The following is a 12,578-nucleotide window of genomic DNA, read 5'->3' on the forward strand; positions in this document are numbered from 1 at the left end:
GCCGAAGGCGGTAGCGTCGGATAGAGTTTTCTTGCCGGCGGACTAAGGTTTTCTTAAGACAGAATTATTACAGTGGCGCTATTCAATACTGTCACCGAGCCTGCGCGTGAATCCACAATCGTCATTAAATCAATCCTCAACGGCACAGCAAATTAAGACAACTGCCCTTTACTCCCTGCCGACATCCTTTTACCGTTGGCAAGTTTTTGGCCTGCTGATCAGCGGTTTGGTGTTCCTGTGGCTCTCCCGCAACGAACAGCTGGACTGGGCGATCAGCAACTATTGGTACGATGCCGCCAGCGGGCATTTCCCGTGGCAAAACAATTACTGGCTGGATCTGATCAATCACCGTCTGTTGAAGCAGATAGTGATCGTGGGAGCGGTGCTTACGCTGTTTTGGGGCATCTATCGCCGCAGCGCGCGCCTGATTGTCAGCATGCTGCTTCTCGGCATCGGCCCGCTGGTGGTGGGCATTCTCAAGGCCACCAGCGCGCACTCCTGTCCGTGGGATCTGATCGAGTACGGCGGCAAGGCGATGTCCTTCCCGTTGTTCGGCGCGGTACCGGCGCTGCCGGGCCCCGGTCGCTGTTTCCCCGGCGGGCACGCCTCGAGCGGTTTCGCGGTCATGGCGTTGTTTTTCCTGTTTTATCCGCAGCGCCCGCGCCTGGCCTGGTGCTGCTGGTGCGGCGGTATTGCGCTCGGCATGTTGATGGGCTTTGGTCAGATCATGCGCGGCGCACATTTTCTTACCCATAACCTGTGGGCAGGTTGGTGGGTTTGGTTAAGCCAGTTGGCGATTTATTGGATAGTTAGCGGCTATTGGCGCCGCAAGATGAGGTAACGGTTATGGAGCAGTTAAACCATGTTCTTTTCGCCTGGATCAATGCGACCCCGGCATCTCCCGAATGGATGATCGATTTCGCCACCTTTCTGGCGCGCGATCTTATCATTATCGTGCCGCTGCTGATCGTCGGCCTGTGGCTGTGGGGGCCGCGCAGCCAGCTGGTTTCGCAGCGCGAAGTGGTGGCGAAAACCACGATCGCGCTGCTGTTCGCCATGCTTGCCGCCTCCGCTATCGGCGCGCTGCTGCCGCATGAGCGCCCGTTCGTCGCCGGCGTGGGTTATACCTTCCTGGCGCACGTGCCGGACAGTTCGTTCCCCAGCGATCACGGCACCGCCATCTTTACCTTTGCGCTGGCGTTCCTGTTCTGGCACCGGGTCTGGTCCGGCGCGCTGCTGATGATTGTCGCCGTCGGCATCGCCTGGTCACGCGTTTACCTCGGCGTGCACTGGCCGCTGGATATGGTCGGCGGTTTCCTGCTCGGCCTGGTCGGCTGCCTGTTCGCTCAGCTGGTATGGAATCTGTTCGGCGATGTCCTCGCCGACAGGCTGTCGCGCCTGTATCGCTTTCTGTTTGCCTTCGCCATTCGCCGCGGCTGGGTGAAAGAATAACCGCATAACATGACAGGGGCGTTACCGCCCCTGCTTTCACACCACGCCGGTGGTCACGCAAAATGCCCGCGTTTTTCCCGCTCCCAGCATCACTCCCGCCTCCCCTTCCGGCGCGTTCGGCCGGCAGTTTGCCGGCTGGATAAAAGCAAGCAGCCGCCTGTTGCCCTGGACAACGATGCGCCGCAGGCCATAGTTGAATTGCCCGGTGGCAAAACGCGTCACATAGCGGCGGCCTTGCGGCGCCAGCATAAAGAACTCGGCCTGATCCACGTAGCGCGTCAGATCGTCGGAGCACAGCAGTTCCTGCCCGAGCGCCTCTCCCAACAGCGCCGGCGTCGGCAAGTTTTGGCGGAACACCGCGTCGGGAATGCAATCGTAGTTGAGGCGGCACACATAGCGCAGCGGCTGCGGCCGATCGGCCAGGTTGGTAACCTTCATCTCTATGGCGAACTGCGCGCTCTGGGCCGCCAGACGCAGCGCCGGGCCGATGCGCCAACGCCCGCCCAACCGCTCGCCTTCACCGTGCAACGTCAGCTCATCGCCCGCCAGCTGCAGCCACACGCGTTGCATCTGGAGCGGCGCGCCGTCGTGACTCGGCCAGGCGGGACAGAACGCGGCGTCGTCAGCGCGCTTTCTTCCGGCGCCCCGCACGCTGCGGCGGCCCGATTTCAGCGAATGACCGTCAAATTCGGCGTCCCAGATCGCGAGGCCCTGATACGGCAAAACCGTCAGCGCGCCACGGCAGTTCGCCAGCGTCAGCATCGGCCCGCGTTCTGCGCAGCGATGCGCGCTCACCGCGAAACCCGCGTTACGGAACAGTTCCTGCCGATACGTCCCGAAAGCTTCAGGAGCCAGGTCGATGTTGATCTTCATCTTTTTCCCCTCGACGTTTCGCCCGCGCAGGCCGCGAGCGGTCGCTGAAAATGTTATTTAAATAACAAACAACCCTCCTCTAAGTTATACATATAACAGTGAAGTAACTATGATCTCGTCGACATTTTTCAAATCCCGCTAGGTTTATCGACATTGAAATGTTATTATTTTCACATTACCTATCCATGCTCTTTTCTCAACTTCACTAAGGAACCGCGATGACCACCGAAAACATCGATTACGCCAGCTATGTTGACCACACCCTGCTGGCCATGGACGCCACCGAAATGCAGATCGCCAAACTGTGCGAAGAAGCGCAGCAGCACAACTTCTATGCGGTATGCGTCAACTCCGGCTACGTGCCGCTGGCGGCCCAGCTGCTGCAGGAAAGCACGGTGAAAGTCTGCTCGGTAATCGGTTTCCCGCTGGGCGCCGGCCTGACCGTCGCCAAAGCCTTTGAAGCCAAAGCGGCGATCGCCGCCGGCGCGCAAGAGATCGACATGGTGATCAACGTCGGCTGGCTGAAGAGCGGCCTGCTGGACGAAGTGAAAGCCGACATCGCCGCCGTGCGCGAGGTTTGCGCGGCGATCCCGTTGAAGGTAATATTGGAAACCTGCCTGCTCAGCGATGCGCAGATCGTCCAGGTTTGTGAAATGTGTCGCGAACTCGATGTCGCCTTCGTGAAAACCTCCACCGGCTTCAGCACCGGCGGCGCTCGGGAAGAGCACGTCAAACTGATGCGCGAGACCGTGGGCAGCGAAATGGGCGTGAAAGCTTCCGGCGCCGTGCGCGATCGCGCCACCGCCGAGAAGATGATCAAAGCCGGCGCCACGCGTATCGGCACCAGCTCCGGCGTCGCCATCGTCTCCGGCGCTCAGGCGGCAGCGGGCAGCTACTGATCGTCGGTATGCCCTGAGGGGCATAGCCAATACACTCCGATGCGGGACAATACGGGCGGTTGATGCGGCCCGATATTGCCCCGCATCGTTCTGTTTAGCGCCGGAAATGCCGGCTCGCCTTTTATCTCTACTACCTGTGGGAAGACGGATCTATGGAAACGCGGCGCGAAGAACGTATCAACCGGTTAGTTCAGGCGTTAAAACGCGCTGACAAGATCCACCTGAAAGAAGCCGCCGTGCTGCTGGGGGTCTCGGAGATGACCATTCGCCGCGATCTGAGCGCCGAACCGGCGGCCGTGGTGTTACTCGGCGGCTACGTGGTGACCGATCCGCGCAGCAACGGCGTGACCAACTACTTCGTTTCCGATCAAAAAGCCAAACAGGTAACGGAGAAACGGCGCATCGGCCTGCTGGCGGCGCCGCTGATCAATGAAAACGACACGGTGTTTTTCGACTGCGGCACCACCACGCCGGCGATCATCGACGCCATCGCCGACGAGCTGGCTTTCACCGCCGTGTGTCATTCGCTGAACACCTTCCTGGCGCTGCAGGACAAACCGAACTGCAAGGTGGTGCTGTGCGGCGGCGAGTTCAAGCCGAACAACTACATCTTTTCCAGCGTCGGCGGCCGCAACGAGCTCGATCACATCTGCCCGAACATCGCCTTTATCTCCGCCGCCGGCCTCAGCCTGCAGCACGGCGCCACCTGCTTCAACTTCGACGAGCTGGAGATGAAGCATCGCGCCATGGCGATGGCGCAGCAAAAGATCCTGGTGGCAGACCACAGCAAGTTCGGCAAAACCAAACCGGCCTGCATCGGCCCGCTGACGCAGTTCGATCGGGTGATCACCGATCGCCAGCCGGACGCCGGCTTCATGGCGTTCTTCAACGATAACGCCATCGCTATCCGCTATTAGTCCGCCTTCAGCGCCGTCATAACCGACGGCGCACCGCTTCGATATCCCTCTTTCCCCGCCGAAAAATGAACAAATAATGCGCAATCAATTCGCGTTTTTCGCTTATCCGCACGCAACATCAGGTTAATAAAATGCAACAGCTCACCCGCGTGATTATTTTTTCGCAGGCTAACCACGCGGTCGGTTGGGTGAATTAACGGCTATTTATGGCTTTTATATGATAAATCGAGCCAAAGGCCAGGAAGTTTAAATAAACAGCGGTTTACGCGATTGCAGCAAATCTCGCCAATACCTGTTAGGTATCTGTTATTTATATGATGAATGGTTACGCATTTTTATCCGCTAACCACGTAAGTAATTTCCCTTCGTTACTAGCGGTGCTTTTCAACAAAAACAAAATAAAAACAAAGATATAAAATTTATTTACCTTAAAAACATAATGTGATCTACATCACTAAAACTGCTTAATCCGGGTTTTTCGCTAGATCCAAAACCACGCATAAAATATATTGCTCGGCTTGCTGCTGAGCACAGCGCTTTATCTGGTTAATTATTGTACATACCGCATAATCGCAGAAACTTTCATGAGAGCGTTCTCAGCACAAAATCTTACACAAATGTGCAACAAATGCGCGAAAAATCGATAAAAAAGCTGATAACTGCACATATTGCGCATTTGAGAGCAGGATCACGGTTGTTTCTACTGTAAATCGTTATCTTGCCGCCAACAAAAATCGACAGGCAAAGACCTGTCGGCAGCGGTAACGACTTTTATCGCCCGCGACGGTGAAAAGTCTTTAGTGAATTACCCGGCGCTGTGCCTTGGTAATGAACGCAATAAACAACCAGGGGGACGCCAAAACATCCCCGCAAGCAACACCTGATTCTTACCGCAAGCGTTGCCTGAATAGGACGTTTGACGGTTTAACCTTAAGTTTTGCCTTTTAATTTTAAATTCGTGTTCACTTCGGAGATATTTATGGACACTACACAGACCGGCACAATTGCCTCTGCGGCCTCGGGCTCCAGCAGTACCTGGCGTAAAACGGATACCATGTGGATGTTGGGCCTGTACGGCACCGCCATCGGCGCAGGCGTCCTGTTCTTGCCCATCAACGCCGGCATCGGCGGTTTGATTCCTCTGATCATCATGGCCATCATCGCTTTCCCGATGACCTTCTTTGCCCACCGCGGTCTGTGCCGTTTCGTTCTGTCCGGCAAAAATCCCGGTGAAGACATCACCGCCGTGGTGGAAGAGCACTTCGGCATCACCGCCGGTAAACTGATTACCCTGCTGTACTTCTTCGCCATCTACCCGATTCTGTTGGTTTACAGCGTGGCGATCACCAACACCGTCGACAGCTTCATCACCCACCAGTTGGGCATGACATCGCCACCGCGCGCCATTCTGTCGCTGATCCTGATCGTCGGCCTGATGACCATCGTGCGCTTCGGTGAGCAGGCCATCGTGAAAACCATGAGCATCCTGGTGTTCCCGTTCGTCGCAGTGCTGATGCTGCTGGCGGTGTATCTGATCCCTAACTGGACCGGCGCCATCTTCGAAAACGTGTCGCTGTCCGGCAGCGGTACCGGCATGGGTCACGGCCTGATCATGACCCTGTGGCTGGCGATCCCGGTGATGGTGTTCTCCTTCAACCACTCGCCGATCATCTCCGCCTTCGCCGTCGCCAAACGCGAAGAGTACGGCGCAGACGCCGAGAAGAAATGCTCCCGCATTCTGGCTTACGCACACATCATGATGGTGCTGACCGTGATGTTCTTCGTGTTCAGCTGCGTGCTGAGCCTGACGCCGGAAAACCTGGCGGAAGCCAAGGCGCAGAACATCTCGATTCTGTCTTACCTGGCTAACCACTTTAACAACCCGATGATCGAGTACATCGCGCCGGTTATCGCCTTCGTCGCCATCACCAAATCGTTCCTGGGCCACTACCTGGGCGCCCGTGAAGGCTTCAACGGCCTGGTCGCCAAGTCGATGAAGAGCCGCGGCAAAACCGTCAGCACCGCCAAGCTGAACCGCATGACCGCTATCTTCATGCTGGTGACCACCTGGATCGTCGCCACCCTGAACCCGAGCATCCTGGGCATGATCGAAACCCTGGGTGGCCCAATCATCGCCATGCTGCTGTTCCTGATGCCGATGTACGCCATCCGTAAAGTGCCTGCCATGCGCAAGTACAGCGGCCACATCAGCAACGTGTTTGTGGTTGTGATGGGTCTGATCGCCATCTCTGCTATCGTGTTCAGCCTGCTCGGCTAATCACGTCCGGCCGGCGCCGCTGCGCGCCGGCCCTCCCGCACTCCCCCATTTCCCGTATTCACCGCCTGAAACCTGAAGAAGGAGGCGAGACCATGGTCAGCGTTTTCGATATTTTCAAAATTGGCATCGGCCCATCCAGTTCCCACACCGTTGGCCCGATGAAAGCCGGCAAACAGTTCGTCGACGATCTGATCGCCCACCAGCAGCTGCAAGACACTACCCGCGTGATGGTCGACGTGTACGGTTCGCTGTCGTTGACCGGTAAAGGCCACCACACCGACATCGCCATCATCATGGGCCTGGCCGGCAACCTGCCGCACGACGTGGACATCGACAGCATTCCGGGCTTTATCCGCGACGTCGAACAGCGCGGCCGCCTACCGCTGGCCAACGGCCATCACGAGGTGGATTTCCCGCTGCACGGCGGCATGAACTTCCACAGCGACAACCTGCCGCTGCACGAAAACGGCATGCGCATCCGCGCCTTCGCCGGTGAGCGCCTGCTGCACAGCAAAACCTATTACTCGATCGGCGGCGGTTTCATCGTCGACGAAGAGCACTTCGGCCAGTCCGCCGAGGGCGCCACGCCGGTGCCCTACCCGTTCAAATCGGCGCACGATCTGCAGCAGCATTGCAAAGAGACCGGGCTGTCGTTGTCCGGCCTGGTGATGCAGAACGAACTGGCGCTGCGCAGCAAGGCGGATATCGACGCACACTTCGCCGACGTCTGGCAGGTGATGAGCGCCGGTATCGAACGCGGCATCAACACCGAAGGCTTGCTGCCCGGCCCGATGAAAGTGCCGCGCCGCGCCGCCGCGCTGCGCCGCATTCTGGTGACCGGAGACAAGAACAATATCGACCCGATGAACGTGGTCGATTGGATCAACATGTTCGCGCTGGCGGTCAACGAAGAGAACGCCGCCGGTGGCCGCGTGGTTACCGCCCCGACCAACGGCGCCTGCGGCATCATCCCTGCGGTGCTGGCCTACTACGACAAGTTCATCCGCCCGGTAAACGCCAATTCCTACACCCGCTACTTCCTGGCGTCCGGCGTGATTGGAGCGCTGTACAAGATGAACGCCTCGATCTCCGGCGCCGAAGTGGGCTGTCAGGGGGAAGTGGGCGTCGCCTGTTCGATGGCGGCGGCCGGGTTGACCGAGCTGCTGGGCGGCAGCCCGGCGCAGGTGTGCATCGCGGCAGAGATCGCCATGGAGCACCATTTGGGGCTGACCTGCGATCCGCTCGCCGGCCAGGTACAGGTGCCTTGCATCGAACGCAACGCCATTTCCGCCGTCAAGGCAGTCAATGCCGCGCGCATGGCGATGCGCCGCACCAGCGAGCCGCGGGTTTGTCTGGATAAGGTGATCGAAACCATGTACGAAACCGGCAAAGACATGAACGCCAAATACCGCGAAACCTCACAGGGCGGGCTGGCGATCAAGGTCGTGGCCTGTAACTGATCGCCACGGCGAGGCACTAAAGGCGCCGGCCGGTCTGACTTGGCCGGCGCCGTTTCAATAGCGATTCTTTCCTGCCGCAACGCCCACCTGAATGCCCGCGCGAGGCCCCACAGCCCCAGGACGAGCGCTGTGCCGCAGCCAACCGTAAAGTTCGGCATTACGCCGGAATCCCATTTTGCGCATCACGCTCATCTTGTGGTTGCTGACGGTTTTCACGCTGATGTCCAGCATCCGGGCGATTTGCGTCACCCCCATCTCGCGCGTCATACAGCGCATGATCTCCTGTTCGCGCAGCGTCAGGCCGCGGTGCTGGCATATGCAGTTCCTGCCACAACCCGGCCGGTTCGGCCATTTGCTGCGCCGCTCCAGCTCGGCGCTCACCTGATACAGCGCCGAGACCAACGGCATATCGTGGTAGATGACGCCGGCCTCCAGCGCGCAGCGGTTTCCGACGGTGCGTTTATGCCGCCCCTCCGGCATTCGCAACGAGAAATACAGCGTTTTACGCCCCACGGGCTGCGTCTCAAAGAAGTGACAAAAACAGCTTTGCACGCCGGGGGGAAAATAGCAGAACACCAGATCGGCTTCGTGAACCTGCTGCGCATCCAGTAACAGCGTACGCTTGCCGTAAGTGCTGAAATGCAGCGCCAGGGCCTCCTGCCAACCGGCGCTGAAGTAACGGTTTTCATCAAATAGCGCGATTTTTATCATCGTGTTCATCCCTGCCTCCCCGCCGTTCCGGCTTCCCGTTTAACCGCCTGGGCACCCTTTGCCGGCGCCTGGCTGTTGTCGATGCGTAATTCATAAATCATGGTGGCGTTGGGTGGCACTTTCGGCGGATAGCCGGTTTCGCCGTAGGCCAGCGCTGGCGGCACGACCATCGTCAGCGATCCGTGGTTGTGCAGGTGGCTTATCGCCTCCCGAAACAGCGGCGGATACTCGGACAACGGTTGCGACAGCACCTTGCCGCTCAGTTCCATATCCTGGATCACCGTACCGTCGGTCAATTTCTCCTTCACGACCACATCAACCACCGTCGTTGGCGCCAGCGCGCCCTCCCCGGCGTAATCAACCCGATACCAGAAGCCCATCGCCGATTGCTTTACGTCCTTTTGTTGACTGAACTGCGTCAGGTAATCTTCATCACGCCGCCGCTGTTCGTTAACGCTCTCACGCGCGGCCACGGCGGCGGCATCCGCTTGCGCCGTCAGCGCATTCAGTTCATCCGGCGGCAACCGCAAACGCCCCGAGACGCTATCGATGACGCCCGCCAACAGGCTGTCGCGATCCACCGGCACGCCCCAACTTTGACGCTCCGCCACTACCCCCTGAATGTCCCGCCCCAGCGCACTGCCCGCCGCATAGGACAGACGCTTGCGATCATCCTTCAACTGCTCCGGCGTCATCTCCCATTGCAGCCGCTTACGCAACGCCAGCAGGTCTTCGCGCGCCTGCTGAGTCGCCTTCTGCTCACCGGCCCGCTTCTGCTCGCTTTCTTCCAACGCGGCGCGCAGAGCGTTCAACGCCTCCTGGTGCTCGCGTTGGCGTTGTGCAAGCGTCTGTGCCGATGCCTGCGCGGCAGACTCAAGTTCGGTGACGCGCCGTTCGGCCTGCGCCGCCGTCGCTCTGCTTTGGGCGGTTTCCTGCGTCGCCTGACGCAGCAGCGCCTCGGCGCGCTGCGCGTCGGGCGAGCCGCGCCAGGCGGTGCCCAACCCGGCGATCCACTTTTGCAGCGTTGACGAATCGGGCAACGTCGCGACGGATGGCGTCGCTTTCTCCGCCCGCAACGCGGCGAGTTCCTGGCGCAACATCGTCAGTTCCATTCGCTGGCGCGCCAGCTGTTGGTCACGCGCCAATAATTCCTGGGTCAGCGTAAAAGCTTTGGCCGGTGAGGCTGGCTTATTGTTGTCCGACGGGCGCTTCGCGGGTTCACGCTTTTTTTGCCCCGACTCGCGTTCGACTGGCGCCGCTTTTTCGTTCGTCGGCACGATGTTTTGCCGTTGATACTGCTCGGCAAACTGCAGCAGCGCCGGCACGCCGTCGTCCGCCAGCGCGACGCCGGAGAACAGCAGAGCGACGCAGCCCAGCAGGCGCAGCCTCATTTAATCTGCTCCCCACGATCCGCCAAGCCGGTCAACACCGCCTGATTCACCCCGGCGCACAGATAGTTGACCTTGTAGCGATACAGCGCATCCACCGTCTCCTGCGTGTCACCGTTTACCCTGGCGCGCAGGCTGGCGTACTGCGAGGCGCCGCTCATCAGGCTGTCGAAGGCCTGCTTATAGCGCTGATACTGTTTCTCGTCGATCGCGCGCAATGCGCCCAGTTGCTGCTGGCACTGCTGCAGCTGTTCGGCCTCACGCTGCTTGCGCAAAGCCTCTTCTGACGGAGGTTGCACAACCTGATTTTTAGTGTTCACGGCGGGCTTGCCCGACTTTTGGCTTTGGCAAGCGGCGGCGCTCAACGCCAACAGGCACAGCAGCCCCATGCGCAGGGCGTGATTGACGTGCTTTCTCATCATTGCGTTTCTTGTCCTTGTAGACGCTTATTCGTATTCCAACGTAAAAGTGGCCACCGCGCTGAAGGTGCCGCGGCCGATGGACTTCGTCTGGATAGCCTCCGGTTCCCCTTGCACATAGGCCTGCAGCGTAAGCGTGGTGTTGCCGGCACTCAGGCGGAATTTATCGCTGGCGCGATTGAGCGGCAGCGCCTTGCCGCTGCTGTCTTCCAGCCCGATGCCGATCCCCGACGCCAGGCTGCCGGCATCCAATGCCAACAGGCCGGGCAGTTTGGCGTTTTCGGTGCCGGTAAACGTGATAGCCACCGTATTGCCCAGGCTGAGATCGCACTCGGTCAGGTGCAATGCGAAGGTTTGACTGTGGGAGCGGGTGTTCAGATACAGGTATTTGTCGACGATGGTGCCGAAATCCAGCGGAATGTCCTCATCCCCTGGCTGAATGACGCACGGCTCGGCCACCAGCGTGCCGTGAAAGCGCATGTTTTCCGCCGCAGTCGCCGACTGCGCCATTATGCCGGCCGCCATGACCATGCCAGCCCCCAACAGCGCGCTCCGGCGCCGGTTCGTCTCTGTCGCGCGCATGACGCCACTCCCTTTGGTTGTGCTTGCGCCGACCGGGCGCAAGCGGCGTATTAGTCGTAGTAAAGCCGGAAATCGATCGCCGCACGGTAAGCGCCGGCGCTCAGCGTCGCCGGGGTGCGCACCGGCGTCACCGTATACGTCAGGGTGTTTTGTCCCGGCGTCAGCAATACCGGTTTGTTACGCGCGCCGAGGCGCACAGGCAGGCCGCTGGCATCCGCCAGCTGCAACCCCAACCCGGTGACGCCGGCAACCCTGACCAACCCCGGCGCGTCGTCATCCGTCGGCGCGGCAAACGCCACGGACACCGCAGGCTGGCTGCCGCTCCAGGCCAGCACCCCAGTCCAGGCGTCGCGGCTGCTCGCCGGCGCCCGCAGGCAGTCTTTCAGCGTCAGCTCGAACGCCACCGGCGTGCCGCGATCGCCCGGGCGCTGGAAGTGCGCCGTTCCCGTCTCACCCAACCACACTTCCTGACGAGCGGTGGTCATTTCCAGGCTGCAGGCGCTTTCCGTCAACGCGCCGTAGACGTGGAGCGTGCCGTTCGCCCCCTCCACGTCCCAGTTGTCCACCGCGCGGGCCGGCGGCATCAGCATCAGCATCGTGCCCGCCGTCAGCGGCACCATCAGCGCGGCCAACACCGTCAGGCCGATAGTGCGTCGCTGATGACGTTCATAGGCCTTTCCCAACAGCATGGGGATCTTTCGTTGCATGATTCGTTCACTCCGCTGTGTTCATGACTCGGTCTTCCCTGCTTGCGCGCGGCTCGTCATTTGGCGACCGGCACGACCTGGCAGGCACTGCCGGCGCAGCGGAAGTTCAACTGCGGCCGCCCGCCGTAATCGTTGATGTACGCCAGCGACGGTGCGTTGCCGAGGCTCGCGGCGGAAACGTTCAGCGGGGCGCTGGCCTTCGGCGCCACCATCAACGGTTCAAAGCCGACCGCCCCTTTGCCGCCCTTGCCGGCACTCGCCTCAACGATCGTCACGTAATAAGGGGTCGGGTTGTTCACCACATATTTGTCACCCTGCCGGGTCAGCGTCAGCTGCTCCTGCCACGGCGCCGCGTTCTTCTTCGGGGCGAGCGCCGCCGGGCGATAAAACATTTTGATGCGGGTCTGCAACGCTATCTGCAGCGTGTTCGGCTTATTGCTGCGCGGCGGTATTTCCCGCAGGTTGAAGTAATACAGCGTCTCCCGGTCCTGCGGCAGCTGACGCGCCGCCGGCAGCGACTGGATCTTCACCTGGCTCGGTTTGCCCGGCTCCACCCGCTGCACCGGCGGCAGCACGGTGAAGGGGCTTTGGATCTTGTTGCCGCGATCGTCTTCGATCCATCCCTGCGCCAAATACGGCAACTGTTTGTTCTGGTTACTGATGTTGAGACTGACCGTTTTCAGGTCGCCGTCGAAAATCACGCGCGTGCGATCCAGCGCGATAGCCGCATGAGCGGGCAGGCCGACCGCGCCGAGCGTCAATGCGGCGGCGAGCGGGCCCACAAGGGAAACGGTCTTTCTGGTCATAGTCAGATTCATCATGTCTTCACGGTTCCAGTCGGCCGAAGGCGGGCAATCCCGCCCCGGCGGTTTAGCGGCGGAGCGCACTCCGC

13 protein-coding genes are annotated in these 12,578 nt (G+C 60.1%); 6 read left to right on the forward strand and 7 right to left on the reverse strand.

What is annotated here, in order from left to right:
• The first annotated feature begins 106 nt into the window (after positions 1–106).
• Together ACOWVD_RS08525 and ybjG are read left to right on the forward strand one after the other, a co-directional pair.
• The gene (locus ACOWVD_RS08525; RefSeq protein WP_049241101.1) at positions 107–841 is read left to right on the forward strand and encodes a phosphatase PAP2 family protein; all 735 of its coding nucleotides are present in this window, start codon (positions 107–109) and stop codon (positions 839–841) included.
• 5 nt (positions 842–846) lie between these two features.
• Complete coding sequence (gene ybjG, locus ACOWVD_RS08530; RefSeq protein WP_015377285.1) at positions 847–1,452, forward strand: undecaprenyl-diphosphate phosphatase; 606 nt, start codon at positions 847–849, stop codon at positions 1,450–1,452.
• A 36-nt stretch (positions 1,453–1,488) separates the two neighbouring features.
• Here the strand turns inward: ybjG and ACOWVD_RS08535 are convergent, their stop codons facing one another.
• Positions 1,489–2,325 (reverse strand): hypothetical protein, encoded by an 837-nt coding sequence (locus ACOWVD_RS08535; RefSeq protein WP_049241099.1) that lies wholly within the window; start codon positions 2,323–2,325, stop codon positions 1,489–1,491.
• Between the two features lie 218 nt (positions 2,326–2,543).
• Here ACOWVD_RS08535 and deoC point away from each other — a divergent pair, with 218 nt between their 5' ends.
• The 4 genes from deoC to ACOWVD_RS08555 all read left to right on the forward strand — a co-directional run bounded on the left by deoC (position 2,544) and on the right by ACOWVD_RS08555 (position 7,879).
• Positions 2,544–3,224, forward strand: coding sequence for a deoxyribose-phosphate aldolase (gene deoC / locus ACOWVD_RS08540; RefSeq protein WP_021504366.1), 681 nt, complete (start codon positions 2,544–2,546; stop codon positions 3,222–3,224).
• A gap of 152 nt (positions 3,225–3,376) precedes the next feature.
• Positions 3,377–4,141 (forward strand): DNA-binding transcriptional repressor DeoR, encoded by a 765-nt coding sequence (deoR, locus tag ACOWVD_RS08545; RefSeq protein ID WP_049241098.1) that lies wholly within the window; start codon positions 3,377–3,379, stop codon positions 4,139–4,141.
• Between the two features lie 979 nt (positions 4,142–5,120).
• Entirely contained in the window at positions 5,121–6,419 is a 1,299-nt protein-coding gene (locus ACOWVD_RS08550) for an HAAAP family serine/threonine permease (protein ID WP_004938697.1), read from the forward strand.
• 92 nt (positions 6,420–6,511) lie between these two features.
• Positions 6,512–7,879, forward strand: a complete 1,368-nt coding sequence (locus tag ACOWVD_RS08555; protein WP_197842806.1) for an L-serine ammonia-lyase — start codon at positions 6,512–6,514, stop codon at positions 7,877–7,879.
• 54 nt (positions 7,880–7,933) lie between these two features.
• On the opposite strand, the gene ACOWVD_RS08560 is transcribed toward ACOWVD_RS08555, so the two are convergent.
• The 6 genes from ACOWVD_RS08560 to ACOWVD_RS08585 form a co-directional block, all read right to left on the reverse strand.
• Complete coding sequence (locus tag ACOWVD_RS08560; RefSeq protein ID WP_049241094.1) at positions 7,934–8,599, reverse strand: helix-turn-helix domain-containing protein; 666 nt, start codon at positions 8,597–8,599, stop codon at positions 7,934–7,936.
• Complete coding sequence (locus ACOWVD_RS08565) at positions 8,596–9,981, reverse strand: FKBP-type peptidyl-prolyl cis-trans isomerase N-terminal domain-containing protein (RefSeq protein ID WP_421105580.1); 1,386 nt, start codon at positions 9,979–9,981, stop codon at positions 8,596–8,598. Before ACOWVD_RS08565 ends, ACOWVD_RS08560 begins: the two co-directional genes overlap by 4 nt.
• Positions 9,978–10,400 (reverse strand): hypothetical protein, encoded by a 423-nt coding sequence (locus ACOWVD_RS08570; RefSeq protein WP_033645816.1) that lies wholly within the window; start codon positions 10,398–10,400, stop codon positions 9,978–9,980. Before ACOWVD_RS08570 ends, ACOWVD_RS08565 begins: the two co-directional genes overlap by 4 nt.
• Before the next feature lie 24 nt (positions 10,401–10,424).
• Positions 10,425–10,979 carry a fimbrial protein gene (locus ACOWVD_RS08575; RefSeq protein WP_004938719.1) on the reverse strand — a complete coding sequence of 185 codons (555 nt, stop codon included), beginning with the start codon at positions 10,977–10,979 and terminating at the stop codon, positions 10,425–10,427.
• A 50-nt stretch (positions 10,980–11,029) separates the two neighbouring features.
• The gene (locus tag ACOWVD_RS08580; RefSeq protein ID WP_041922204.1) at positions 11,030–11,668 is read right to left on the reverse strand and encodes a fimbrial protein; all 639 of its coding nucleotides are present in this window, start codon (positions 11,666–11,668) and stop codon (positions 11,030–11,032) included.
• Between the two features lie 74 nt (positions 11,669–11,742).
• Complete coding sequence (locus tag ACOWVD_RS08585; RefSeq protein WP_049241091.1) at positions 11,743–12,507, reverse strand: fimbria/pilus periplasmic chaperone; 765 nt, start codon at positions 12,505–12,507, stop codon at positions 11,743–11,745.
• Positions 12,508–12,578 lie beyond the last annotated feature (71 nt).

The sequence above is a fragment of the Serratia sp. SA088 genome, from assembly GCF_049065515.1.
In the GTDB taxonomy this organism is placed as follows: Bacteria; Pseudomonadota; Gammaproteobacteria; order Enterobacterales; family Enterobacteriaceae; genus Serratia; species Serratia nematodiphila.